34 protein-coding genes and 1 pseudogene are annotated in these 25,222 nt (G+C 52.1%); 34 read left to right on the top strand and 1 reads right to left on the bottom strand.

Translation table 11 applies throughout. The features are described from left to right. Window positions 1–40: 40 nt before the first annotated feature. The 18 genes from HA50_RS07180 (at window position 41) to HA50_RS30990 (ending at window position 9,652) form a co-directional block, all read left to right on the top strand. Window positions 41–595 carry a YmfL family putative regulatory protein gene (locus HA50_RS07180; RefSeq protein ID WP_084873780.1) on the top strand — a complete coding sequence of 185 codons (555 nt, stop codon included), beginning with the start codon at window positions 41–43 and terminating at the stop codon, window positions 593–595. A gap of 177 nt (window positions 596–772) precedes the next feature. After that, window positions 773–1,675 carry a conserved phage C-terminal domain-containing protein gene (locus HA50_RS07185; RefSeq protein ID WP_084873781.1) on the top strand — a complete coding sequence of 301 codons (903 nt, stop codon included), beginning with the start codon at window positions 773–775 and terminating at the stop codon, window positions 1,673–1,675. Continuing rightward, window positions 1,672–2,085 carry a hypothetical protein gene (locus HA50_RS07190; protein ID WP_084873782.1) on the top strand — a complete coding sequence of 138 codons (414 nt, stop codon included), beginning with the start codon at window positions 1,672–1,674 and terminating at the stop codon, window positions 2,083–2,085. The genes HA50_RS07185 and HA50_RS07190 overlap by 4 nt, the downstream gene beginning before the upstream one ends. Further along, a complete protein-coding gene (locus tag HA50_RS31995; RefSeq protein ID WP_276329368.1) occupies window positions 2,082–2,204 on the top strand; it encodes a hypothetical protein in 123 nt (40 codons plus the stop codon). Before HA50_RS07190 ends, HA50_RS31995 begins: the two co-directional genes overlap by 4 nt. Further along, window positions 2,201–3,031, top strand: coding sequence for a ParB/RepB/Spo0J family partition protein (locus tag HA50_RS07195; protein ID WP_084873783.1), 831 nt, complete (start codon window positions 2,201–2,203; stop codon window positions 3,029–3,031). The genes HA50_RS31995 and HA50_RS07195 overlap by 4 nt, the downstream gene beginning before the upstream one ends. Next, entirely contained in the window at window positions 3,031–3,657 is a 627-nt protein-coding gene (locus tag HA50_RS07200; protein ID WP_084873784.1) for an MT-A70 family methyltransferase, read from the top strand. Before HA50_RS07195 ends, HA50_RS07200 begins: the two co-directional genes overlap by 1 nt. 174 nt (window positions 3,658–3,831) lie before the next feature. Next, a complete protein-coding gene (locus HA50_RS07205; RefSeq protein WP_084873785.1) occupies window positions 3,832–4,197 on the top strand; it encodes a RusA family crossover junction endodeoxyribonuclease in 366 nt (121 codons plus the stop codon). After that, window positions 4,194–5,210, top strand: a complete 1,017-nt coding sequence (locus HA50_RS07210) for a DUF968 domain-containing protein (RefSeq protein ID WP_084873786.1) — start codon at window positions 4,194–4,196, stop codon at window positions 5,208–5,210. The genes HA50_RS07205 and HA50_RS07210 overlap by 4 nt, the downstream gene beginning before the upstream one ends. Before the next feature lie 22 nt (window positions 5,211–5,232). Further along, entirely contained in the window at window positions 5,233–6,015 is a 783-nt protein-coding gene (locus HA50_RS07215) for an antitermination protein Q (protein ID WP_084873787.1), read from the top strand. A 295-nt stretch (window positions 6,016–6,310) separates the two neighbouring features. Beyond that, window positions 6,311–6,487, top strand: a complete 177-nt coding sequence (locus HA50_RS07220) for a type II toxin-antitoxin system HicA family toxin (protein ID WP_084873788.1) — start codon at window positions 6,311–6,313, stop codon at window positions 6,485–6,487. A 48-nt stretch (window positions 6,488–6,535) separates the two neighbouring features. Continuing rightward, entirely contained in the window at window positions 6,536–6,943 is a 408-nt protein-coding gene (locus HA50_RS07225) for a type II toxin-antitoxin system HicB family antitoxin (protein WP_084873789.1), read from the top strand. Window positions 6,944–7,097: 154 nt separating this feature from the next. After that, the gene (locus HA50_RS07230) at window positions 7,098–7,460 is read left to right on the top strand and encodes a phage holin, lambda family (RefSeq protein ID WP_244193563.1); all 363 of its coding nucleotides are present in this window, start codon (window positions 7,098–7,100) and stop codon (window positions 7,458–7,460) included. Further along, window positions 7,444–8,076 (top strand): glycoside hydrolase family 19 protein, encoded by a 633-nt coding sequence (locus HA50_RS07235; protein WP_084873790.1) that lies wholly within the window; start codon window positions 7,444–7,446, stop codon window positions 8,074–8,076. Before HA50_RS07230 ends, HA50_RS07235 begins: the two co-directional genes overlap by 17 nt. After that, entirely contained in the window at window positions 8,064–8,522 is a 459-nt protein-coding gene (locus tag HA50_RS07240; protein WP_084873791.1) for an Rz lytic protein, read from the top strand. Before HA50_RS07235 ends, HA50_RS07240 begins: the two co-directional genes overlap by 13 nt. After that, window positions 8,458–8,652, top strand: a complete 195-nt coding sequence (gene lysC, locus HA50_RS32120; RefSeq protein WP_420851457.1) for an Rz1-like lysis system protein LysC — start codon at window positions 8,458–8,460, stop codon at window positions 8,650–8,652. Before HA50_RS07240 ends, lysC begins: the two co-directional genes overlap by 65 nt. Then, a complete protein-coding gene (locus tag HA50_RS07245; protein WP_084873792.1) occupies window positions 8,649–8,867 on the top strand; it encodes a PLC family EF-hand domain-containing protein in 219 nt (72 codons plus the stop codon). Before lysC ends, HA50_RS07245 begins: the two co-directional genes overlap by 4 nt. A gap of 24 nt (window positions 8,868–8,891) precedes the next feature. Continuing rightward, a complete protein-coding gene (locus HA50_RS07250) occupies window positions 8,892–9,185 on the top strand; it encodes a hypothetical protein (RefSeq protein WP_084873793.1) in 294 nt (97 codons plus the stop codon). Window positions 9,186–9,343: 158 nt separating this feature from the next. Continuing rightward, the gene (locus HA50_RS30990; RefSeq protein ID WP_139810903.1) at window positions 9,344–9,652 is read left to right on the top strand and encodes a hypothetical protein; all 309 of its coding nucleotides are present in this window, start codon (window positions 9,344–9,346) and stop codon (window positions 9,650–9,652) included. A gap of 133 nt (window positions 9,653–9,785) precedes the next feature. On the opposite strand, the gene HA50_RS07255 is transcribed toward HA50_RS30990, so the two are convergent. Beyond that, window positions 9,786–10,337, bottom strand: a complete 552-nt coding sequence (locus HA50_RS07255; RefSeq protein WP_084873794.1) for a YfbU family protein — start codon at window positions 10,335–10,337, stop codon at window positions 9,786–9,788. Window positions 10,338–10,802: 465 nt separating this feature from the next. Here HA50_RS07255 and HA50_RS07260 point away from each other — a divergent pair, with 465 nt between their 5' ends. The 16 genes and pseudogenes from HA50_RS07260 (at window position 10,803) to HA50_RS07330 (ending at window position 25,202) form a co-directional block, all read left to right on the top strand. After that, window positions 10,803–12,260 carry a glycosyltransferase family 2 protein gene (locus tag HA50_RS07260; protein ID WP_084873795.1) on the top strand — a complete coding sequence of 486 codons (1,458 nt, stop codon included), beginning with the start codon at window positions 10,803–10,805 and terminating at the stop codon, window positions 12,258–12,260. Continuing rightward, window positions 12,242–12,880, top strand: a complete 639-nt coding sequence (locus HA50_RS07265; RefSeq protein WP_084878396.1) for a hypothetical protein — start codon at window positions 12,242–12,244, stop codon at window positions 12,878–12,880. Before HA50_RS07260 ends, HA50_RS07265 begins: the two co-directional genes overlap by 19 nt. 182 nt (window positions 12,881–13,062) lie before the next feature. Then, window positions 13,063–13,569, top strand: coding sequence for a DUF1441 family protein (locus HA50_RS07270; protein ID WP_084878398.1), 507 nt, complete (start codon window positions 13,063–13,065; stop codon window positions 13,567–13,569). Between the two features lie 2 nt (window positions 13,570–13,571). After that, complete coding sequence (locus tag HA50_RS07275) at window positions 13,572–15,671, top strand: phage terminase large subunit family protein (protein ID WP_084873796.1); 2,100 nt, start codon at window positions 13,572–13,574, stop codon at window positions 15,669–15,671. Then, window positions 15,668–15,886, top strand: coding sequence for a hypothetical protein (locus HA50_RS07280; RefSeq protein ID WP_084873797.1), 219 nt, complete (start codon window positions 15,668–15,670; stop codon window positions 15,884–15,886). The genes HA50_RS07275 and HA50_RS07280 overlap by 4 nt, the downstream gene beginning before the upstream one ends. Continuing rightward, a complete protein-coding gene (locus HA50_RS07285) occupies window positions 15,883–17,355 on the top strand; it encodes a phage portal protein (protein WP_084873798.1) in 1,473 nt (490 codons plus the stop codon). The genes HA50_RS07280 and HA50_RS07285 overlap by 4 nt, the downstream gene beginning before the upstream one ends. A 49-nt stretch (window positions 17,356–17,404) precedes the next feature. After that, entirely contained in the window at window positions 17,405–19,381 is a 1,977-nt protein-coding gene (locus HA50_RS07290) for a ClpP-like prohead protease/major capsid protein fusion protein (protein ID WP_244193608.1), read from the top strand. Between the two features lie 79 nt (window positions 19,382–19,460). Then, window positions 19,461–19,820, top strand: a complete 360-nt coding sequence (locus HA50_RS07295; RefSeq protein ID WP_084873800.1) for a DUF2190 family protein — start codon at window positions 19,461–19,463, stop codon at window positions 19,818–19,820. Beyond that, a complete protein-coding gene (locus tag HA50_RS07300) occupies window positions 19,810–20,088 on the top strand; it encodes a hypothetical protein (protein WP_420851458.1) in 279 nt (92 codons plus the stop codon). The genes HA50_RS07295 and HA50_RS07300 overlap by 11 nt, the downstream gene beginning before the upstream one ends. A gap of 3 nt (window positions 20,089–20,091) precedes the next feature. Then, on the top strand, window positions 20,092–20,646 hold the full coding sequence (locus HA50_RS07305) for a phage tail protein (RefSeq protein WP_084873802.1): 555 nt from the start codon (window positions 20,092–20,094) through the stop codon (window positions 20,644–20,646). Beyond that, the gene (gene gpU, locus HA50_RS07310) at window positions 20,643–21,047 is read left to right on the top strand and encodes a phage tail terminator protein (RefSeq protein WP_084873803.1); all 405 of its coding nucleotides are present in this window, start codon (window positions 20,643–20,645) and stop codon (window positions 21,045–21,047) included. The genes HA50_RS07305 and gpU overlap by 4 nt, the downstream gene beginning before the upstream one ends. Before the next feature lie 7 nt (window positions 21,048–21,054). Then, window positions 21,055–21,513, top strand: a pseudogene (locus HA50_RS30995) (phage tail tube protein); the annotation flags it as partial. A gap of 36 nt (window positions 21,514–21,549) precedes the next feature. Further along, complete coding sequence (gpG, locus tag HA50_RS31000; RefSeq protein ID WP_139810905.1) at window positions 21,550–21,963, top strand: phage tail assembly chaperone G; 414 nt, start codon at window positions 21,550–21,552, stop codon at window positions 21,961–21,963. Between the two features lie 20 nt (window positions 21,964–21,983). After that, window positions 21,984–22,307 carry a phage tail assembly protein T gene (locus HA50_RS07320; protein WP_084873804.1) on the top strand — a complete coding sequence of 108 codons (324 nt, stop codon included), beginning with the start codon at window positions 21,984–21,986 and terminating at the stop codon, window positions 22,305–22,307. Then, window positions 22,288–24,861, top strand: a complete 2,574-nt coding sequence (locus HA50_RS07325; RefSeq protein ID WP_084873805.1) for a phage tail tape measure protein — start codon at window positions 22,288–22,290, stop codon at window positions 24,859–24,861. The genes HA50_RS07320 and HA50_RS07325 overlap by 20 nt, the downstream gene beginning before the upstream one ends. Next, complete coding sequence (locus HA50_RS07330; RefSeq protein ID WP_167379238.1) at window positions 24,861–25,202, top strand: phage tail protein; 342 nt, start codon at window positions 24,861–24,863, stop codon at window positions 25,200–25,202. Before HA50_RS07325 ends, HA50_RS07330 begins: the two co-directional genes overlap by 1 nt. Window positions 25,203–25,222: the final 20 nt, after the last annotated feature.

Raw genomic sequence — 25,222 nt, forward strand, 5'->3', positions numbered from 1 at the left:
AAACCGGAAATTACAAAACCACAGTAGCAAGGTGATAACCGTGGATCACAAACACTGGCAAGTAGAAAAACAACCAGCCTGGCTGGTGGCCGCAATCAAGAAGACGATTTCCAGTCTTCCTGGAGGCTACGCCGAAGCCGCGGAATGGTTGGGTGTAACAGAGGATGCTTTGTTTAACCGCCTGCGCAGCAATGGCGATCAAATCTTCCCAATGGGTTGGGCGATGGTATTGCAACAGGCCAGCGGCACTAAACATATCGCTGATGCAGTTTCCCGCCAATCCAACAGCGTTAACGTCCCGCTGGTGGATCTTGAAGAGGTTGATAACGAGGATATCAATCAAAAGCTGATAGAGACATTTGAGCAGCTCAGCCGTTATTCAGAGAGATTCCGCGAGGCTGTGAAAGATGGCGTTATGGATAAACAGGAGTTTGAAGAACTTAAAGAGGAGGCATATCTCGCTTCTGTGAAGCTTCAGGAACACCTGAATCTCGGCAAGCTGATTCATGGTGAGCCAGAAGAGTTGAACGCCCCAGGTTGCAGCCCGGAGCGTTCGTTTGCGATTAATTTCCGGCATGGAGAAAAATCGGCATGAGCATTGTAACCAGAAATCGGTCAATCCCTCAATTCCGCTGTTTGCCTTTGGTTGGGCGCACAGATTCATTTCGGTATGTGCAGATGATAAACGGCACATGGCAGACCATCAACCACGGCGAAATTACTCAGGCTGTGGGGCAATTCGGCCAGGCAAGAAGTTCAGGAAGGTAGCGCCATGAGTTTACTGCTTAAAGTAAAGCCGCTGGTGGTTAGTCCTGTGCTCGCCTGTCGTATTGGTCTGCCTGAAGCAATCGTGCTTCAGCAGATTTGCTACTGGCTGGAAGAGACGCCATCAGGCATCGAAAAAGACGGGCAAAAGTGGGTTTATAACACCCATGAACAATGGGGAGAGCAATTCCCATTCTGGTCAACGGACACGGTTAAGCGTGCTTTAAACAGCCTCAAAAAGCTGGGACTAATCCGCGTCGAGCAACTGAATAAATCGAAGCATGATCGCACCAATTTCTATGCGATTAACTACGAAAGCCCGTTACTTACCGATGAGTGCAAATTGCCCTCATCGAAGAGTGCAAATTCACCCTCATCGAACAGTGCAAATTTACCCTCATCGAATGGGGGAAAAATTACCTCATCGATGGGGGGTAAAATGCCCTCATCTCTTACAGAGAATACAACAGAGATTACTACAGAGAATACAGGTAAAGACTCTTGTCAGGTTGCTGCGCAACCCGACCGGGAAGTTGTGATTACAGACCTGGCTAAACAGGTTTTAACCCATCTCAACCAAACCACCAGTTCAAAGTTCCAGGTCAGCCGTGCGTCACTGGAGAATATCCGAGCCCGCCTTGCCGAGGGCTACGAACCCGATGAGCTGAAACTGGTTGTTGATTACAAGAATGAGCACTGGCGCGACACCGAGCAGGCTCAGTACCTTCGCCCGGCAACGCTTTTTATCCCGAAGAATTTCCCTGGTTATCTCCAGTCGGCGAATAAATGGGACCATGCTGGCCGCCCACCTCGCTCCGAATGGAACAACATCAAAAAGTCCATGCCGCGCGATGTTAACCAAACCGCGAGCGTTGATTACGCGCACCCGGATGGATGGAGGGGGGCATGATGAACGCTGAAACCGCAATCACCAGAATCCTGCTGGACCAGCCAGGAAAGACGGCATCACAAATCACAGAATTGTCAGGCTATACGCGAAACACCGTTTCAGAAACTCTTCGGAAAATGTCAGTGATGGGCGATGTGTGGCGTGATGCTGAATCCCGTTACTACACCGCTGAAAAAACAGACGCCAGCGATAAGCGGTATATCGAAATCGCGGAAAACGCGATGAAACTCCAGGCGAAAAACTTTTGGCATCGCGCCGCCCGTGAGTGGTTGAAGGCCCACGATGAGACATACCGGCCAGGACTGCGACAGAAGGCGATCATTTGCCGTGCGCACTGCATTGAGATGGCGAACTGGATAAGACCAAAGCCGGAACCTGAATACCCGGAAAAGCGGAGTAAGCGCCAATGAGATCAGCCATAGAGCGCCACTACCGGCGCAACGCAGATTTCTACCGTGGAAGCCGCTTAGCGGTCCTGATGATAACCGGTCTGATTATTACCCTGGCATGGGAGCTGGAAACCAAATGAGCACTTTATCTCTGGTGTACAAAGGCAAAGAGAAAAACGGTACAGGCATCACTGTAAAAAAAACCTATATGGTGCCGATTGACGAGCTGTATCTGGAGGAAGGCTTTAACATTCGGCCTCTGGACATGGAGCACGCTGAATACATGCGTGACTGCTGGATTGCAGGAGCTGATCTTCCCCCGCTTTCTGTAATCGTGACAGAGCAGGGGATCAAGGTGCTAGATGGTCAACATCGATTCATCGGTGCCAAACTGGCAGCAGAAATGGGGTATCCAATCCCACGCATTGAGTGCAAAGACTTTGTGGGAACCCCTCTACAGGCTCTTGCACATCAGGCTAAATCGTCCCAAGGCAAACCAATCAGCGCTATTGAGCGTGCGCTAGGGTATGTACGCGCGAAAAATCAGGGATATTCACTTACTGAAATTGCCAAAGAGTTTGGACGTTCAATCACTGACGTGGAAACCCATCTCCAGTTGCTTTCATCAGGACAAGAGTTGATCAGCATGGTTGAGTCCGGTGAAGTTGCACCAACAACAGCCGTTGCTTTAAGCCGTGAGCATGGTGCCAGCGCTGGCCGGATTGCTACACAGCAACTGGAAAAAGCCAAAGCCAGCGGGAAGAAGAAACTGACCCGTTCCGCAGCTATGCCTCAGTTCAGCGCAGCCAAAGCCCGCCGTCTGGTCGAGCTACTGTGTGATGCCCGTTACATGGGTGTAGTTGATGGTGAAGCAGTGCTGTATCACGATGATAAATATACTGCTGAAGTCATTTCCATCCTCAACGAATACCGCGATGCCAATGAGCAGAACGGGGAGGGCGAATAATGCCTTACCAACTCATCTACGCCGATCCCCCGTGGCCCTACAACAACAGCATCAGCAATGGTGCTGCTACCGATCACTATCAAACCATGTCGATGACTGACCTTAAGCGCCTGCCCGTGTGGGCGCTTGCCGAAGAAAACGCGGTGCTGGCTATGTGGTACACCGGCACCCACAACCAGGAGGCCAGAGAGCTGGTGGAATCGTGGGGATTCCGTGTGCGCACTATGAAGGGCTTCACCTGGGTGAAACTGAATCAGCTGGCCGAGAAGCGCTTTAACCGCGCACTGGAAGAACAATCCATTCACGACTTTAACGACCTGCTGGACATGCTCAACGCTGAAACCCGTATGAATGGCGGCAACCACACCCGCAGCAACACAGAGGACGTATTGATCGCCACACGCGGCACAGGGCTACCACGCGCCAGCGCATCGGTTAAGCAGGTTGTGTATTCATGCCTGGGCGAACACAGCGCCAAACCTTGGGAGGTGCGTAACCGCCTGGAGAAACTTTATGGTGACGTGTCACGCATTGAATTATTCGCGCGTACCGCCGCCGAGGGGTGGGATTGCTGGGGTAATCAGTGTGACAGCAGTGTGCAACTGATCGCCGGGAGGGTGGCGTAATTATGATTGCTCATTTCAAATTTATGATGGTTATCATAATCACATGGATCACTGGTTTGGCGCTTGGTTGGATGGTGACGCACGCGGAGTGGTTTCGAATTACATGCTCAATTTTGTTTTGCTGTGTAGCAGTCTTTTGGCTTTCATCATTCCTGAGCAGGAGGTTTTTGTAGGATGAAATTAACCCTGCCATTCCCCCCAACCGTAAACACCTACTGGAGAAACACCAGAAAGGGAGTATTAATCAGCGCCTTCGGGCGCTCTTTCCGTTCAGAGTCCATTGTGTCGGTCTGGAAGCAGTTGAAGCGCAAACCCAAACCGATCACCACTGATGTTCAGGTGAATGTGATCCTGTTCCCGCCATCCAGTATAAGGCGAGACCTTGATAACTACCAGAAAGCGCTATTCGACAGCCTGACTCATGCCGGTGTATGGCTGGACGATAGCCAGATTAAGCGAATCATCATCGAATGGGGGCCAGTTATCAAAGGTGGCAGGGCAGAAGTGACAATCAGTGATTATCAGGCGGTGGCAGCATGAGGGCATTACTTACCGCTGAACTGGTCCCAAACATTGGAATTGTGTTGTTAAAGCCTGGCCGTGATTTGCTCCCGTTATTCCGTGGCCGGGTGCTGATCAGCACTCCACCGGGTGAACTGGCAAACCTTCCATCGGGCTTAATCAACGACAGCAGCCAGCCATTACTGGACGAAACCCAGCTGAAAGACTTCTTCTCTGCTGACAAAGTGATCATCGCTGCTGGTGGATGGGAAGCGCATGATGCGTGGGTGCAAAAAATTAACGCCTGCCAGCGTGAGGAAAAGGAATCCTATCATCATCCGCATTACACTACCCTGCGGACCGAATCGGGCACGGTTTGCCTGTGCTATCACCATGATAATTACTGCCGGGCGAATGGTTTGCCGGAGCAGCTGGAAGAGGTTGCAGCGGGCAATCTGGCGAGGTGGATTATCGAATCAGCATGCTTGCAGATGGGGTTAGGTGTTGACCATCGCATGACGTTACCTGAGCTGTGCTGGTGGGCATCAATCAAAGACGTGATCGACCTTATCCCGGAAGCGCCAGCGCGGCGTGTTCTGCGCATGCCAGCAGAGAAAAAGGCTACTGGCGCAATGAAGGAATCGCACATCCAGCCGGAGAAGGCCGCACGGGAAGTGATTCAGGAAGCGGCAGAAATAGTTAAAGCCGTTGTTGGCCTGGCTATCGACCCTGAATCGCCAGAGTCATTCATGAAGCGCCCAAAGCGCAGACGCTGGGTTAACGAGAAGTACACACGGTGGGTCAAAGCGCAGACCTGCGCCTGTTGTAATAAGCCTGCGGATGACCCGCACCACATCATCGGACACGGACAGGGAGGGATGGGAACTAAGGCACATGATTTATTTGTGATACCGCTTTGCAGGGCGCATCACGATGAACTTCACCGGGACCCGGTGGCGTTCGAAGACAGATACGGCAGTCAGCTTGAACTGCTGTTCAGATTCCTTGATCACACGATTGCAGTCGGGGTTATCGGGACGGCGAAAAAATAAAACGGCATGGAGATAAAAGGGCATGAACCTTGAATCAGCGTTAAAGCACTTTGCCCCGAAGGGTATGAATATCAGCGATAGTTCACGCGCAACAGCGAGTGAAGCGCTAACCGGCACAGATGTTATGGGGGCCTTAGGTATGTGCCAGGCTAAATCCCCGTTGGGTTTCTCTGCTGTACTGGCTAAGGCTGGCATCAGCGAAGAAGACAAAGAGCGAGCAATTCAGCATCTGCTGGCATACGCACGCGAGAACACGCCACGACTTATCGTTAAGGGTGCCGGGAATAATCTCGGCAAATGCCTCGCCATCCTTTGCAGGTTGGCATTCGAAGAATATACCCGCTCTGCCGCAACTACTCATACCTGCCCGGACTGTCAGGGCAGAGGCGTTATTAACGGGATTGCTAATGTTCTGGTTCATCCGGGATGCGGAGAAAAAACACCGGCAAAATATCGTATCGAACCTACAGAAACGCAGTGCGTGACGTGTCACGGCAAAGGAAAGATGTCGGCTCGCTGCCGCTGTAATGGTTCTGGCCGTGTTCGTGATATTGAGCAATCCAGGATTAGAGGATGCATTGTTGAAAAGGATTGTGAGCGGTGCAGCGGAGTAGGTTTTCGCAGAAGCCCGGCAAGTAGGGCATTTAAGGTGATAAGCCACCAGCTTAAGGATTTACACATCCGCACCTGGACACGGAACTGGAAGCCATTTTTAGACGAGCTGGTAACAAAACTGGAATCAGAAGAGAATCACGCTGATCTGGTATTTAAGAAGGCGACACGTTCATCGTCATTTGCTGAATAATCGCACCATGTTATCAACAAATAGCTTGCTTTTGTCCGAAAATGGATTAATATCTTCCTCATGGTGGGCGTTCTGCACATTTACCCCAGCATCACAACGCGGAACGCACACAACTGACCCTGCCATCTGGCGGGGTCTTTTATTTTCTGCGTTTTTAAAATTAACCCTGCGGCTGACGAGCCAGGAAATTACCGCCGATGTGCGTCAGGGTTTTTCTCCATCTAGTAAACAAAAATGTTGACCAAGTAATCATTAATGCTTACCATAATCACATGTTCAACAGAATGGAGGAAAGGTGAAGCAAAGCGAGTTCAGGCGGTGGCTTGAATCTCAGGGGGTCGAAGTTTCAAACGGTACTAACCATCTGAAACTGAGATACAACGGGAAGCGAAGCGTAATGCCAAGGCATCCCGGCGCTGAGATAGCAGAACCACTGCGAAAGGCCATACTTAAGCAGTTAGGCCTGAAATAACAAACCAGCCCTTCGGGGCTGGTACTCGCGGAGATTCATCAAAACGATATGCGATACCCTATAAATCTTGAGCCATGCGACGGCGGATTTTTCGTATCGTTCCCGGATATCCCGGAGGCTTTGACACAGGGTGAAACCCGTGAAGAGGCTTTAGATATGGGGCTTGATGCGCTGGTGACGGCCTTTGAGTTCTATTTCGAAGACGGTAATAAAATCCCCGCGCCGGGGGAAGTAACCGGTGATTTCGTGGAAGTACCTGCAAGCGTGGTGGCGAAAGTCATCATGCTTAATACGTTTGTCGATTCCGGCTTAACCCGTGTTGAGCTGGCTAATCGCATGGGTGTTAAAAAGCAGGAAGTGACCAGAATATTCGATCTTCAGCATTCCACGAAAATAGACACTATCCAGAAAGCGATTTTAGCGCTCGGTAAGCGATTAGATATCGTCGCTGCTTAATTTTCGCTAACAACATGCTCAAAGGCTCACTTCGGTGGGCCTTTTCTATTTTCGCCCCTGCCAATCAATGTGACCTCACTGGATTTCCCTCAGTGGCGGAGGGCGATTTTTCTTTGTTACTACAGACAGCCACCCCAAACAGCGGGAGGTGGAGATGAAGCGCATGCCGGAAAAAGACGTTGGGTTTTGGGCCAGCCTGATCGCCTGGTTATATGCCCACAAAAACGAATCGGGTTATGCCGGTCTGGCGGGTGTTATGGCGATCCTCAGAGCAACTTACATTGGCAAAGATACGTGGCCACGGCGTTTGCTGGATGCGGCTATGTGCAGTGTCTTTGCTTTTTTTCTTCAGCCAACACTACAGGTGCTCGGCGCAGTATTTAACTGGAATTTCAGCGACGACACGACACGCGTTGCGGCTGTGTTCCTCGGCTTTCTCGGTGTTGACTGGCTTTCATCAAAGCTGCGCCGGGTTCTTGATAAGCGGTTAGGGGATAACAATGCTGACGGCCAATAAATTTCAGCTGGCAACAGGAATCTCCCTGGGAGCCGCTGCAACATGGTTTCCATCTGTCGCCGCTGCAATGGCTGATTTCCAGATCAACACCCCGTTACGGCAGGCCCACTTTCTGGCGCAGACCGGGCATGAATCAGCTGGTTTCACCAAAGTGGAAGAGGGTCTGAATTACAGCGAGAACGCGCTGACGTCAATGTTTCGCAATCGCATCACCGCAGAGCAGGCCCGCGCATACGGCAGAAACGCAATGCACGCCGCTAATCAGCCAATGATTGCCAGCATCATTTATGCCAATCGTAACGGCAATGGTGATGTTAAGTCGGGTGATGGATATCGCTATCGCGGCAGGGGGTTAATTCAGATCACCGGTAAAGCCAACTATGCAGCGCTTGTTAAGCAACTGAGCGCTGACATTGTGGCAAACCCTGATTTGCTGACCGGCTATCAGATGGCGGCAGCATCAGCGGCGGCATGGTGGAAGAATCACGGCTTAAACGAGCTTGCCGATTCTGATGATGTTGACCGCATCACCAGAATCATTAACGGCGGCACGAACGGACTGGACGACAGGAAATCCCGCTTAACCAAAGCTAAGGGGATTCTATGCTCAACGTAATCAGCTTCATCCGAAATTATTCACACCTCATCATCATTGGCCTCATCTGCGTTTGCCTGTGGGGACTCAATGCCCGTAATTCACAATTGTCTGCGACTAATGACCGGCTGGAAAAGCTAACCGACAGCAAAGACAGCCAGATTAATGACCTTCGTTCCAAGAATGATGATCTCGCCACCAGCGTGGATAACCTTGCCAAAGCAGTAGACCGGCAAAACGTCGTGATGCAGCAGGTTGCAGATCAGCGCGCCGCAACAGCAGAGCAAAACAGGAAATTGCAGGATGAAATCAAGCGTTATCTCGCAGCGGATAAATGTGCTGCTGCTGCCGTTGACAGTCGCGCTGTTGAGCGGTTGCGCGAAGCAGCAAAGTCAGCCAGTGGTGGAGTACCGGACAATCAGCCAGCCACGGCTAAACCTGCCAGTGGAACTGACAAGCCCGATTAGTGTTCCTGCCGTCCCGGACCCGATGACATTCGGGGATAGTGTCGGGCTTAACGCTCAGTTATACGACGCGCTTGGCCTGTGTAACTTACATCGCGCTGCGATACGCAACATTGAGGCAGGACAGAAATGAAATTCATTGAATGGCTGAAAAGCCTGTTTATTAAACCCAAAGAAGAGAAAAGCGAAATGCCTGATGAAAATGAAGTAGTACAAACTGAACAACCGGCAGCAACTGACATCACTGAAGTGGTACTGGCAAAACTGAAAGAGCTGGTGGTTGCTGCTGGTGATAAGGCACATACGGTGATTGATGACCTGATCGCCGTGGCTAAAAAGCTGGCGTAATCATCACAAGGCGTATTCCTGTGAATGCGCCTGATGATGATCATTCGCGAGGCCATTATGAGCAACCTGAAGATAAAAGATTGTCAGGGTGTAACGCGCTGTGTTATCAGTCAGTATCCCGATGCACCAGTAACTAAAGCGCCGTCTGAATATGAAGACAAGCAGCAAGAGGAAAGCTTGGTTGCAGCAACTGTATTCACCATGATCGTGTTGGCAATTATCTGCCTGCTTTGCCTGACACAAACAGGCAGGGAAATTTTGCAGGCGTTATGCTGGGGCATGGCAATTGGCGTGATTGTCACAATGGCCTCCCGCTAAAGAATCCTCCGACAAGGGATAACGGTTAGCCACGCTGTGAAGCGTTGTGAAACTGTTTAAATCTGCGGGAGCACTCAAAGTTGAAGTGATCTATTCGCAAAATACAAATTAGTCAACTAATCTTCTTCTAATCTATCCGAGAAGAAGATTAGCTGACTTTGAAAACTATCGATATAAATATTTTCGCAATAGAAATTAAAAAATTGGCAGCTGAGCATCAATCGGGTAGACCGCTTAGTGAAGTTAAAACTGACGTGGATGGAGTAATTCAATCGCTCAGAGTGATTATTGGTCCTGACAAGGAAGCTCAGATTGAGAATTGGTCATTCCTTCTTGAATCATTAGATGGATACCGTAATAGTAGAGCAGATCCGAAATGGAGTACGGTGATTTCTCATGCTATAAAGAGAATAAAAAACCGCAGGAGTAGCGCGAAATTCAGCCGCGGACGTTTTATTAAAAATTAATCTCAATAAGCAGCTCATTTTTTAGAGCCGCTTATAAGAGTATCCGTCAGTAGCTGTTTTTATACAGTCTATATGCTTAGGGCCGCTGGTGAATGTTGCGAAACTTTAAATTGGCTAACGACAGGGGAAAATATCACTGATTAGAGATAAATTTACCTGCCAACAGGGTATCTCTTAATGCAGAATATGTAATGCCACGCCCAATATTAAAGTCCTCTCTTGAAGGAGTAAAGACCTGCAACATTCTTTCAGAGGATTCATAAGTTGGGTAATCAGATTTTTTAGAGACTTCTTGTCTGTTAAAGCGCCCCATTCTTACAAGCATTTCTGCAATACTAATCAGCCTGCTCTCAGCCTTACTATTGAAACCAGGGAATGTAAGTGAATTCTCCGGTGAAAAACCGGGAACCTCTTTTGCCAGGAGAGCCTGCTCTGTGGATGATAGACGTTCATATGTGAATTTAAGGATGTCGTACATCACCAGAACATCGCAAACATGTTTAACCTCTGTAGGGTTGTCAGCGTTACTGGATAAAGAATCATACTCCCATTCAAGTGCCCAAAGGTTGTTAGTTTCTACAGCTTCTTTAATGAAATTCACGTCGAGACTATTTTGTATTCCAAGAGCTTTATGAATGTCACAAAGAAGTAAAATTTGAAGCTTTTCAGCCTGAGTTAAGCTCATCTGTATCTCCTTATGGATGTTGGATGAATGGTAACAGGATTATGAAGTGTAAGAATCTGATTTTTTTGAGGTGTTGATGTCGAGGTATTAGATGTCATCCAGCATCGCCATAGAAAATAACCAAAATGAAAATATTAGAGTTTCCTACAATCTTTCTGCTTAAAATACATGCAAATGAAGAACGGAACGTGAGCGAGTTACTAAATGGAGATACCTAACAAGCAATTACTGTAGTGAAGACTGGCGTACAGGACTTTGAGCAGGCTTTCCAGTTTGTGGCTGATGGTGTGGCCAAACTGGGTGCGGGTGCCAAAGACGAGCTGATAGCGCTGGCTAAAAAGTATTTATAAAATTCTGCAAAAGGCATTCTATCAGTGCCTTTGACAGAATAAACGATCTGATTAGCTGTCTGGTGGTATCGAAAATTACCGGCAGGATATAAAACCTACCAGCAGGAAACTCTGAATGGACGTTGTGATTGATGGTGTGAGATACGCGCCAGTGTCAAAGCGCGCCTCAAATATTGGCATCGCGATCACCACACATAATCGGCATGAAGTGTTATCCCGCGCGCTGGAGCATCACCTTAAATATCTGCCTGCCGGTACGCTGGTGGTTGTTATTGATGACGGGTCAGCCAAACCGGTAACAGTGCCGGAAGGTGTGAGGCTGATTCGCTGTGACATGTCACGCGGTATTGTTGCATCAAAGAATACCAGCCTTGAGGTGCTGATTGATGCTGGCTGCGAACATCTGTTTCTGTGGGACGATGACGCATGGCCAGTTGGTGGTGGATGGGAACATCCTTACATCGAATCACCTGAGCCTCATCTCGCTTACCAGTTCATGGACTTTGCGACAGGCCAGAAGCTGGGTGATATCGCGGTCCTGTATCGGGATGATAAGCATATCGCCTATACCGGCCAGCGTGGAGTGATGCTGTATTACCATCGCAGCGCGATTGAAAAAGTTGGTGGTTTTGACCCCATCTATCAGCGCGGCATGTATGAGCACTCTGATTTAGCCCTGCGCATTCACAACGCAGGGTTGACCAGCTGGGCTTTTGCCGATGTGGCAGACTCTGAAAAGCTGATTTACTCGCTGGATGAGCATCAGGCAGTTGAACGTTCCGTGCCGAAACCAGACCGCGAAGCGCAGGTTAAGCGAAACGTCACCATCCACAATAAGCGGCGTGATGATGGCTATTCAGGTTATGCGCCGTTCCGCTGCCAGCGAAACGTGGTTATCACAACCCTGCTGACCAGCCAGCCAGACCCGCAACGCAACAGCAAAATACAGCCATCGCCTGACCTGCTGACAAAGTGGGCGGCATCAATTCGCGGATGCGGGCGTATCGTGCTGGCTGATGAGTTGACAACAGCACCGGCTGACGCTGAATTGCACCGCATGCCTGACGTGAAAATGAATGTCTATTTCCGGCGCTGGCTGCATATCTGGCAGCACCTTCGGGATCATCCTGAATATGAGTTCGTGTGGTGTACCGATGGCACGGATGTTGAGATGCTGCGCGAGCCGTGGCAGGAAATGGAACCCGGAAAAGTTTACGTTGGCTCGGAACCAAAAACTTACGCTGACAGCTGGGCTGTTAAACATCACCCGGAGGCAATTTATCAGGCATTCCTGGGTGAGCATCGCAACGATGTAATGCTGAATGCTGGCCTGCTGGGTGGATCACGCGCTGACGTGATGGCAATCGCGCACGGAATTGTCAGGCTGTATTACCACCTCGAATCAATGCGCTTCTGGCAGAAAGAAAAGGCAGAGGCAGCGGTGGGCGACATGATTGCCTTTGGCATTGTGGCGCATCGCTACAGTGACAGGCTGGTGACCGGCCCGCGCGTGCATACGGTTTTTAAGTCAGACGGAATCGGTAAGGAGTGTGCCTGGTGGCAACACAAATAAAGTTTGTGGTGGTCGGCCATCACACCCGGAGCTCTGCCGCTGTGCGGCTGGCTAATTCGATTGGTGCTCATCTGCTGATTGATGATGAAAGCAGGGGAGCCAACTGGAATCACCACCGTGCTATCGAGTGGGCGGCACAACAGGATTGCCGGGTTGTCATCCTTGAAGATGATGCGCAGCCCGTTGAAGGTTTCCTGTTGCTGGTGTCCGAATGGCTGGTGCGATTCCCTGATGATCTGGTGAGCTTTTACCTCGGCACCGGCAGGCCACCGCAGTACCAGCCTGTGATAGCGCAGCGCCTGATTGAAGCAGATCGGCATCGGTGGGACTGCATCACGCTGCCGCGCCTGATTCATGGCGTCTGCTACAGTCCGCCACAGCACGCGCTGGCAGGCATCCTGACGCGCTGGAACGAAGACAAGCCAGCTGACTTTGCGGTTGGTGATGCGTATGGCGCAGCTGTCATCTACCCGTGCTACTCGCTGGCCGACCACGCTGATAGTGCAGCGGTTGAGGTGCATCCTGATGGTGAGGTCAGGCGGGAGCGTCGCCGGGCCTGGCGTCTGGCTCAGTCGGCATCAAATGCGAACGGTTCCCATTCGCACCTGCATTATTCATGATAATGAGAATGATTATCATTAACGGGTCCCTCCGGAGGGGGACCCATCCACGGGGCGGCTCACTCGCGGAAAACGGCTAGTTTTCTGCATTTCATCAGAATCATCATCATTCTGTTAACTCTCTGATATTTCAGTCGTGAGATTTTTCGCGATGTCGAAATGATTAAATTTTGTTCATCATCATGGATAACGAATTAAAGAATTTCCGACTCAATATCAACCAGATCGCTACGCTCACCGATCTGCACCGCCAGACGGTGTCCAGCAGGCTCAGTAATGTGCAGCCTGCGCCGGGGAGCAACGCAAAACTCAAACTGTATTCGCTACTGGATGTTTTGAAGGAGCTGCTGACCAGAACCACATCTGACGAGCTGGTGGATGTAGACAAAATGCTGCCGCCAGACAGAAAAGCGTGGTTTCAGTCAGAGCGTGAACGGCTGAAATTTCAGCAGGAGACCGGCGAGCTGATACCGGCATCTGAGGTAGCCAGAGAATTTTCTTCTATGGCTAAAGCAGTGGTCCAGGTACTTGAAACATTGCCCGACATCCTGGAGCGCGACTGCGCTATGACTCCGGCAGCGGTTGTAAGGGTCCAGAAAGTTATTGATGACCTGCGTGATCAAATCGCTTTGAAGGTTGAGATGGCTGATACACCCCAATACGAGGAGGATTTGCCAGAAGAGGAGTAGCCATGCGTCAGGCCACGGCAGCAGCGATCAGGAAAAATACTGCCACGATATTACGTGCGCCGCGTAAGTTACCCGTTGCGGAAGCAGTTAATAAGTTTATGCGCGTTCCTGTCGGGGTGGGTAACTCTGTCGAATGGGACCCCGATGTTGCTCCTTATATCATTGAGCCGATGAACTGCCTGGCGTCCCGTGAATATGACGCCGTGGTTTTTGTTGGTCCGGCGAGGACGGGTAAAACCATCGGCCTGATAGACGGCTGGGTTGTTTATAACGTGGTCTGTGATCCTTCTGACATGCTGGTTGTCCAGATGACAGAAGAAAAGGCGCGTGAGCATTCCAAGAAGCGCCTTGCCCGTACATTTCGCGTCAGTCCCGAAGTGGCGAAGCGACTCAGTCCGCTGAGAAATGATAATAACGTTCATGACCGGACATTCCTGGCGGGCAATTACCTGAAGATTGGCTGGCCGTCAGTCAACATCATGTCATCGTCCGATTTTAAATGTGTAGCGCTGACGGATTATGACCGTTTCCCGGAGAATATTGACGGTGAAGGCGACGGATTCTCGCTTGCCTCTAAACGTACCACAACGTTTATGTCAGCCGGTATGACGCTCGTTGAAGGTTCACCGGGCAGGGAAATTACCGACACGAAATGGAAGCGGCAGACCCCGCATGAAGCGCCGCCGACCACTGGAAGCCTGTCTCTGTATAACCGTGGCGACCGTCGCCGACTTTACTGGCCCTGTCCTCATTGTGGTGAATACTTTCAGCCTTCTATGGAGGCGATGACAGGCTACCGGGAAGATACTGACCCGGTTAAAGCCAGTGAATCGGCTCATGTCTGCTGCCCGCATTGCAATAAAGTCATCACAGCAGATAAAAAGCGTGAACTAAATAAGGCGCATGTCTGGTTACGCGAAGGGGAGAAAATTGATGCTGCTGGCAATCGTTCAGGAGAGCCGCGCCGCTCGCGTATTGCTTCTTTCTGGATGGAAGGCCCCGCAGCAGCCTATCAGACCTGGGCGCAGCTTACCTATAAGCTACTGACAGCCGAACATGAATATGAGACGACCGGCAGTGAAGAAACGCTGAAGGCGGTTATCAACACTGACTGGGGGCGTCCTTATCTGCCACGGGCAGCGACCGAAACCCGTAAAGCTGAAACCCTGATGGCGCGAGCTGAGACGGTAAACCGTCGCACTGTGCCGGATGGTGTGCATTTTCTGGTGGCAACGGTGGATGTGCAGGCCGGTAAAAATAAACGCTTTGTTGTTCAGGTGACTGGTTACGGTGCTCATGGCGAGCGCTGGATTGTTGACCGATACAATATCCGGCATTCCCTGCGATGCGGACCCGATGGTGAAAGTTTGCCAATCAATCCAGGTGCGTACCCGGAAGACTGGGACCTGCTGCGATCTGATGTGCTCGATAAGCACTGGCCTATGTCATCTGACCCTTCGGTTTCGCTCCCTTTACTGGCAATGGCAGTTGACTCTGCCGGTGAGGATGGCGTAACCGATAACGCTTACAAATTCTGGCGCAAATGTCGCCAGGACGGCGTGCACAAACGTGTGTACCTCTTCAAAGGGGACAGCGCCAGCCGCAGCAAGCTGATCACCAAAACGTTACCTGACAACACCGACAGGCCAAACAGAAGCGCTGAAGCGCGTGGCGATGTGCCTCTGTATCTGCTTCAGACAAACCAGCTTAAAGACAGGATAAATAATGCGCTTCTGCGTGATTCCCCCGGTCCTAATTATGTGCATTTCCCTGACTGGCTGGGTGAATGGTTTTATGACGAACTGACCTACGAAGAGAGAAGTACAGACGGGAAATGGCATAAACCGGGCAAAGGCGCTAACGAGGCGTTTGACCTGCTGGTTTACGCCCAGGCGCTGGTCATATTACGTGGGTATGAGCGCATTAACTGGGACAGCCCACCGGAGTGGGCGCGGTCACCGGATAAACCGTCCAACCATCCCAGAGTCCAGCAATCTCAGCCGGTGGCACGGCAAACCGAACCTGAAATAAAACAAACGGAGACACGCCAGGCAGCAACGCCTTCAGCGTGGGCACCCGCATCTAACGGAGGCTGGCTATGAATCAGGCTGATATTGAAAATATGTTACAGAAGTACATTGATGCAGAGCTGGCAGCGCTTGATGGTAAGACAGTTGAAATCAATGGGCAGTCCTATACCACTCAGGACCTGGCAACCATCCAGAAAGAGCGGGCAAACCTTGAGCGACGTTTGCAGGCATGCATTAACGCCCAGCGTCGCCGACCGCAGTACGGCCTGGCGAGGTTTCCACGATGACATTACTGGATAACGCCATCGGGCTGATTTCACCCGGCTGGAAAGCGGCCCGACTGCGTTCCCGGCTGGAAATCCGGGCCTATGAAGCCGCTATGCCGACACGTACGCACCGGGCCAGGCGTGAAAACCGCAACGCTAATCAGGTCAATCAGTTCGGTGGACGCTCAATCAGAGAGCAGGCCCGATGGCTGGATAATAATCATGACCTGGTTATCGGACTGCTGGACAAGTTAGAGGAACGAATTGTAGGCAAACAGGGAATAGTCGTTGACCCTCAACCGATGCTTAAAAGCGGGTTACTAGCTGTCGATTTCTCAAGGCAAATCCGTACCGCTTGGGCTGAATGGTCGGTATCGCCAGATGTCACAGGTAAATTTACGCGGCCTTCCCTTGAGAGGTTAATGGCGAGGACCTGGCTAAGGGATGGGGAGGTATTTGCCCAGTTAGTACAGGGTGAGGCTCCTGGCCTGAATAAACCTAATGGAATCCCTTACTGGTTAGAGGCTCTTGAGCCGGATTTTGTCCCGCTTGAATTGAATGATCCGGGCAAGTCATTAACGCAGGGAGTCTACCTGAATGACTGGGGAGCACCGACGAAATACGCTGTTTATAAAAACCTGGCCGCAAAAGGGTTACTTCTTGGCGACACTAAGGATATTGCCGCCGATAACATGCTTCATCTGAAATTCACCCGCCGATTGCACCAGGTCAGGGGGAACAGCCTTCTTACCGGCATTCTTATCCGTCTGAGCGCAATGAAAGAGTACGAAGACTCAGAACTGACCGCAGCGCGTATCGCTGCGGCGCTCGGGATGTACATAAAAAAAGGCGACGGCATGACGTATGACGACGCCAACACCTCTGGCGCGCGTGAACTCGATATTCAGCCGGGCATGCTTTTTGACAATCTTATGCCGGGTGAAGATATCGGCATGATCAAGTCAGACAGGCCTAATGCCAATCTTGAATCGTTCCGCAACGGCCAGTTACGCGCGGTGGCCGCAGGCAGTCGCAGCAGCTTTTCCAGTATTTCCCGAAACTACAGCGGCAACTACAGTTCCCAGCGTCAGGAGCTGGTGGAGTCATTCGAAGGATATGGAATTCTTCAGGATGAATTCGTGGGAGCCGTAACCCGACCGATGTACCGTAAGTGGCTGAACATGGCAATCATTTCCGGTGTTATTAAAGTTCCCGCCGAGGTAGACCCGTCAACATTAATGACCGCAGTTTACAGCGGTCCGGTGATGCCGTGGATTGACCCACTAAAAGAGGCTGGCGCGTGGAAATCAATGATCCGTGGCGGCTCTGCAACGGAAAGTGACTGGGTGCGCGCACGCGGCGCTAATCCGGGTGAAATTAAGCGCCGCCGCAAAGCGGAGATTGATGAAAACAAAGAGCTGGGTCTGGTATTTGATACTGATCCGGCAAACGACAAAGGGGCGACCAGTGGTCAGCAAAAAGAAGAGTAAAACACGCTTTTCTCCGCGTGCGTCATCCGGTGATCACAGCTGGTTTCGCATGAAAGCCAGCGGTGAGAGTGCAGCGGATATTTATATCTACGATGAGATTGGGTACTGGGGCGTCACTGCCCAGTCGTTTGCCGCCAGCCTGAAGGCGCTCGGCGACATTGATCACATCAATCTCCATATTCACTCTCCAGGCGGCGATGTGTTCGACGGCATTGCCATTTACAACCTGCTGAATGCCCATTCAGCCACCAAAACGGTTTACATCGATGGCATTGCCGCTTCGATGGCGTCCGTGATTGCAATGGTCGGCAACCCCATCATCATGCCTGAAAACGCCATGATGATGATCCATAAGCCCTGGGGAATTACCGGTGGTGATGCCAACGATATGCGTGATTACGCCGACCTGCTGGATAAGGTGGAAGCAGTGCTCATCCCGTCTTATGCCAAAAAAACCGGCAAAACCACTGAAGAACTGGCCGGAATGCTGGGTGAAGAAACCTGGATGACCGCGCAGGAATGCATTGAACACGGCTTTGCCGATCAGTTAACCCCCGCAGTGCAGGCGATGGCCCGCATTAACTCCAAACGTATTGAGGAATTCGAAGCTATGCCACGTTCTCTTAAAAACCTGCTGAATACTGCCCCGAAAGCGACTACCCCGACCAATCAGCAGTCAGCACCACAGCCCACTGCACCGGTATCACAAGCCTTGCCGGTTGCAGCACCTGATGAAGCAGCCATCCGTGCGCAGATTCATGCCGAGCAGCGCCAGCGTGCGGAAGGTATCCGAAACCTGTTTGCCAGCTTTGGTGGTCGCCACCAGGAATTGCAGACCCAATGCCTGGAAGATATCGACTGTTCTGTTGATCAGGCAAAAGATAAACTGCTGGCCGCGCTGGGTAAAGAAGCTACGCCGACCAACCGCAGCGCAGCCGCTACACACATTCATGCGAGCAACGGTAATTTTACCGGTGACAATATCCGTCAGGCACTGATGGCGCGTGCTGGCTATGAAAGCCGCGACAGTGAAAACCCGTTCAATGCCATGTCCATGCGTGAATATGCCCGTATGTCACTGACTGAGCGCGGGATTGGTGTTGCGTCGTACAACCCGATGCAGATGGTGGGGCTGGCACTGACGCACGGCACCTCTGATTTCGGCAATATTCTGCTGGATGTGGCGAATAAATCCATCCTGATGGGCTGGGATGATGCGCCGGAAACGTTTGAAGAGTGGACCAAAAAAGGGCAGCTGTCGGACTTCAAAACGGCGCATCGCGTTGGCCTGGGTGGCTTCCCGTCACTGCGTCAGGTGCGTGAAGGTGCAGAATACAAATATGTCACCACGGGTGATAAGGGTGAAACCATCGCACTGGCGACTTACGGCGAAATCTTCTCCATTACCCGCCAGGCAATCATCAATGACGATCTGAACCAGCTGACCGATGTTCCGCTGAAGATGGGCCGCGCCGCAAAAGCGACCATCGGCGATCTGGTGTACGCCATTCTGACCGGTAATCCGAAAATGTCTGATGGTAAAGCACTGTTCAGCGCCGATCACGGCAACCTCGCCAGAGGTGGTATCGATGTGACCGGACTTGACGCCGCCCGTCAGCTGATGCGCCGCCATAAAGATGGCACTTCCAAGCGTACCCTGAATATCCGTCCGGCATTCCTGCTGGTACCGACCGCACTGGAAACCCTCGCTAACCAGACGGTGAAATCTGCCAGCGTAAAAGGTGCGGATGTTAACGCCGGTGTCATCAACCCGATCCAGAACTTCGCCAGCATCATTGCTGAGCCGCGACTTGACGATGACAGCGCATCCAAATGGTATCTGTCAGCAGCCCAAGGTATGGACACTATTGAGGTTGCTTACCTTAACGGTGTGGATGCGCCTTACATCGACCAGATGGAAGGGTTTAACACGGACGGCATCGCCACGAAAGTGCGCATTGATGCCGGTGTGGCCCCGCTTGATTATCGTGGTCTGGTCAAATCTGACGGAGATCAGGGTTCCTGATAGTCAACCAGCAGTTAACCGCCCGTAAGGGCTTTTTTTATACCTGAAATCCGGCTTCCGGGCCGGATGGAGAAAGAAGATGGCTAAGAATTTCGTACAGAACGGTAACACTATTCCCTTGCTTAACTCAGGTTCAGAAGTGATTGCCAGCGGTGATCTTGTGGTGGTCGGCAATATTGTGGCGATCGCCATCACCGATATTGCGGAGCAGGACACGGGCGACGGCTTCACGGAGGGCGTTTTCCAGCTGCCGAAAGTCAGTGCGGATGCGTTCACACAAGGTGCAGCGGTGTATGTCAGTAATGGCACTGCGCAGGCCAGCGCAGTGGATGGCACCTTTGCCGGTATTGCCTGGGAAAGTGCGGTAGCTGGCACCACGGTGGTGAATGTGAAGATCAATGCAGGCGCAGCACCGGCTGCGGCGGCAAGTGGCGGCTAATCTGTTTGACCGGATGGCCGCACGCATGGATGACGTGACGGCCAGACGGTTTGGCCGGGTTGCGGCTATCAGCGGCCAGGAGGTGACAGTCGTTGAAAGTCATTTCCTGGCTGAAATGGGCGCACTGAGCGGTGACGGGCTGTCGCTGGTGGTTTTTGACGCGGTATACCGGGCCAGAACAGGTGACAGCGTTATCTATCAGGGCAATGAATACAGCGTGACACGTCACGCTGTATTTAATGGAAAGTCACAAATCTGGCTGGAGTAGCTGATGAGCATAAAAGGACTGGAGCAGGCGATAGCTAACCTGAACAGCATCAGTAAGACTGCCGTTCCGCGCGCTTCATCTCAGGCCGTTAACCGCGTGGCCGTTCGGGCCATAGGGCGAAGTAGCTCCGTTGTTTCGCGTGACACCCGCGTGCAGCGAAAGCTGGTTATGCAGCGATCTAAGCTGAAAAAAGCCTCCGTGAATAACCCGGTGGCTACCCTGCGGGTTAACCGTGGCGATTTGCCTGCCATCAAGCTGGGCCTGGCTCGTGTGCAGCTTTCCCGCCGTATCGGGCGCACGCGCGGCGCTGATAGCGTGCTGAAAATCGGGAAATTCGATTTTCCGGGAGCGTTTATTCAGCGGCTGGCAAACGGGCGCTGGCACGTTCTGCGAAGGACGGGGAAAACCCGTTATCCGGTTGAAGTGGTCAAGATTCCGATGTCCGTTCCTCTCACCACAGCTTTTAAGGACCAGCTTCCGAAGCTGATGGATACGGATATGCCAAAGGAAATGGCCGCAGCCCTTAAAAATCAGTTCAGGATAATCATCAAGCGATGAATAAGCACATTCTTATCCGAAAGGCCGTTATTGATTCACTGAATACGGCTATCACTGACGCATCAGTACGCTGGTATGACGGGCGACCAGCAACCCTTAATGCTGATGAATTACCTGCCGTGGCGGTTTACCTGACAGATGCACAGCCTACCGGCAGCGTACTTGACGCCGATGAATGGCAGGCCGTTCTGCATGTGGAGGTGTTCCTGAAGGCGTCCAGCCCTGATTCCGAGCTGGATAGCTGGGTTGAAAACAATATTTACCCTGCTTTTGCTGATATGCCCGCGCTGTCGGCACTGGCTGAAACGGTTGTTGCGGAAGGGTACGACTACCAGCGCGATGACGAAATGGCGACGTGGGGGTCTGCTGACCTGCGTCACACACTGACGTATTACCTGTGAGGATAGCATGCCTACTACATCTACTACTGATCCGGTCAAAGGTGCCGGGACCACCCTATGGATTTACAGCGGCGACGGTGACCCGTATGCGAATCCCCTTGAGGATACTGACTGGACGCGCCTGGCGAAAATCAAGGACCTGACGCCGGGAGAAATGACGGCAGATTCCTATGATGATACCTACCTGGATGATGATGATGCGGACTGGAACGCAACAGCGCAGGGGGCAAAATCATCCGGTGATACCTCATTCACACTGGCATGGAAACCCGGTGAAACGGGGCAACAGGACCTCGTTAACTGGTTTTACTCCGGTGATGTGCGGGGTTACAAAATCCGCTATCCCAATGGCACGGTAGATGTATTCCGTGCCTGGGTGAGCAGCCTGGGTAAAGCCGTACCGGCCAAAGAAATCATTACCCGTACCGTAAAAGTGACTAACAGCGGTCGCCCGTCCCTGGCTGAAACACAGCTGGCTGAATCCGGCTCATAAGGAGGTTTCATGTTTCTGAAGAAGGAAGAGTTCACCTTTAACGGTGAGTCAGTAACGGTTTCTGAGCTTTCCGCTCTGCAACGCATTGAGATGCTTGAATACCTTGCCAGAGAAGAGAGGGCGCAGAAGTCTGTGTCTGAAAATGAGCCGGAAGAGGTGAAAGCCGCAGGTCTGGTCGGGGTGAACATTCGCGCCGGTGCGCGTCTGGTTGCCATGTCGCTCTGGCATGGCACCGATAAAACGCTCTCCGTTGATGATCTGCATCAGCAGGTGCTTGAGACATGGCCCGTAGAGGCAATCGGAAAAGCTGATACGCAGGTAAAGCTGCTGTCGGGCATGATCAAGCCTGTCACCTCCGATGAGGAAGCAGCAGAGGATACCGCAGAGGAAGAGGCCGAGCCGGAATCCCTGCAAAAGTCCTGACCCGCGAGCAGAAATTTGTGATGAAGCTGGCAAGGGAGTTTCACCGGCCTGACTGGCGTGCAATGCTCGCCGGTATGACGTCCAGTGAGCTGGAGCAATGGCACGAATTTTACCAGGAAAATCATTTCTCTGATGCCCTTCTTGATGCGCATTTCGCCGCGCTTAACCTTACCGTCTTCACGCTTGCTTGCGGGGAAAATGACCTGACCCCCGGCCACTTCAGCCTGCTTTCCCCTGCCTTAACCCGTGCATTACCTGAGCCGGATGAGGACCACGATGAAAAAATGATGGCGCTCGCTGAGGGCGTTCACGGAGGTGTGCGCTATGGCCCAGTCAGTGGGTGATCTTGTCGTCAGCCTTGATGTAGACAGCACAAAATTTACTGAGCAACTGACCATTGCCCGAAATCAGATTAAGGGTTTCGGCACGGACTCGGACAGCGCGACGAAGCAGGCCGTCAATGCTTTTACCCGTCAGGAGCTGGCCGCGCAGCGCGCAGGGATTTCACTTGGACAGTATCGCGCCGCAATGCGCACACTGCCCGCACAGTTTACGGATATCGCTACACAGTTAGCGGGCGGTCAGAGTCCCTGGCTCATCCTGTTGCAGCAGGGCGGGCAGATTAAGGACTCTTTTGGCGGGCTGCGCCCGATGTTCACGGGGTTACTGAGCACCATCACCCCGACAGCCCTCGGTGTTGGTGTACTTGCCGCTGCGGTGGGCACGCTGGGCTACGCCTATTTAAAAGGTCAGAGTCTCGCCAGTGACTTTAACAAATCACTGGTGATTACCGGTTACCGGGCCGGACAGACAGCGAACAATCTGCTGTTTATTGCCGAGACGATGGAGAAAAGCGGCGCATCTTTTACGGGGGGTGTTGATGCACTGAATGCCCTGGCAAAAGCAGGAGCCAATCTCGGTACGCAATATCAGTCCGTTGCGTCATCTATTTCTGCTCTTTCTGCGGCCACTGGCACCAAAGTTGAAGACCTGGCGGCAGTATTCGGCAAAATTACCAGCGACCCGACCAGTGGTCTTACTGCAATGGCGCAGCAGTACGGCCATGTTACCGCTCAGCAGCTTGATTACGTCCAGTCTCTTCAGGATGCGGGAAAATACACTGACGCGCTGAATTATGCGAATGGTGTTGCATCAGCAGGATTTGCTGAAATGGCCGGTAACGTCCGCAACAACATGGGGTCTCTTGAAACTGCTGCCGCAGCCGTAGGCAGTGCGTTTAAATCCATGTGGAATTCACTGCTTGATATCGGTCGCGCGCAGTCCCTCCAGTCACAGCTGGCAGATGCTACCGATAAACTTTACGACCTGGATAAAGCGCTGCGTAGTTCCAGTGCGCAGGGTCAGCAGCGGGTGGGGCTGGAAAATGCCCGTGATCTTGCCCGTCAGCAGGTCGCATCACTCACCGATCAGCTGCATGCCGAGCAGCGTAAAACCGATGAGCAGCAGAAACAGGCCACACTTCAGCAAAGCTCTCTGCTGAATCAGCAGCATTTCCAGACCCTTGCCGATGCCGGTCTGACTAAAGCCGAACAGCGCACGCAGGAAGAGGCGCGACTCAACGAATACATCGAGGAGCGGCGTAAACTCGGGCAGGCGTTAAGCAATGAGGAAATTGCGCAGATTCGCAAAGGCATTGCGGAGAAGTACAAGGACCCGAAGACACCCAAAACACCCGGCGTAAAGGTTTCAGCCGGTGATCAGGCTTCTGACAGCGCGCAGGGTGAGCTGATTGCTCTGCAAAGCCAGCTGGATGTGCTTAAGCAGCATACCAGTGTTAACGATGTCATCAGTCAGCAGCGTAAGGACCTCTGGCAGACTGAAGCGCAATACAGTGTGATTGAACAGGCGTCTCAGACAAGATCGCTGTCAGCACAGGAAAAATCCCTGCTGGCACACAAGGATGAAACGCTGGAGTACAAGCGGCAGCTTGCCGACCTGGGCGATAAAGTTGCCGCCCAGCAGCGCCTGAACGCGCTTGCAGATCAGGCAAATAAGTTTGCACAGCAGCAGTCAGCGAAACGGGCAGAAATTGCCGCGCAGGAGCAGGGTATATCGCAGCGGCAGGCCGAGCGCGCCGCAACGATGCAGCGTTTGCAGGAAGCCTATTCCTATAATCCCCAGGCACTTCAGAGCGTTCTCCAGGAGCAGCAGAAAACCTACGATGCAGAGGATGCATTACGGTCTGACTGGCTGGCCGGTGCAAAAGCAGGCTGGGCAGAATACCAGGATGATGCCAGCAATGTTTTCACCTCCGTTCAGCAGATCGCACAGTCGGCCTATTCTGGTCTTGCGGATCAGCTGACAAGCCTTGAAACGACCGGTAAAGCCAGCTTTAAAAACTTCACCTCATCCATTCTGAAAATGATAGTGGAGGTTATTAACCGCCTGCTGGTGGCTTATGCCATTCAGGCGGCGATGGGCTGGATTACAGGAAGTGCAGCAACGGGTTCGGCAGCTTCAGCAGGGGCAGCATCCGGGACCGGCGCTATGGGTCTGCCGACCAGTTACACAGGGTACGACTCGGGCGGATTTACTGGTCCGGGTGGAAAATACGAGCCAGCTGGTGTTGTTCACCGTGGGGAGTTTGTTTTCACCAAAGAGGCAACCAGCCGACTCGGTGTTTCCAATCTTTACAGTCTTATGCGGGGTTACGCAACGGGCGGGCTGGTGGGTGGCAGCATGATGACGTCATCTTCGGGAGGCGGTATCAGCGTCTATGCGCCGGTCACGATTGGGCAGCAGGGCGGCGATGGCAGTATCAACACGGCCAGCACCACCAATACGGCTAATCAGTTGCAGGGTATTATCCAGACTCTCCTTACTGACAGGCTCAGGAAAGAACTTAGTCCGGGCGGAATTCTCTATAAAAGGGGCTAATGGTGACAGATACATTCAGCTGGAAAACGCGTAAATCTGCCCAGGGCACGGAATCAGTAAGTACCGTTCAGGCGCAGTTCGGGGACGGCTATAAGCAGATAGCCGGGAATGGAATCAATACGGCGTCAGAAGTCTGGAATCTCGACTGGACCGGGACGCGGGCGGATGCGGCAGCACTGCGCGATTTTCTGCGCAGCCACGTTATTTCGTCATTCTGGTGGATAAACCCATGGGGAGAAAAGAATCTTTACCGGGTTAAGTTTGACTCTATAGCGGTCAGCTTTCCTACCGGTAAAAAGGCCACGCTTTCGTTCACTTTTGAACAGGCATTCGCGCCCTGACAGGGCAGATAACTAACAGG

The sequence above is a fragment of the Pantoea cypripedii genome (assembly GCF_002095535.1).
GTDB classification, from domain to species: Bacteria; Pseudomonadota; Gammaproteobacteria; order Enterobacterales; family Enterobacteriaceae; genus Pantoea; species Pantoea cypripedii.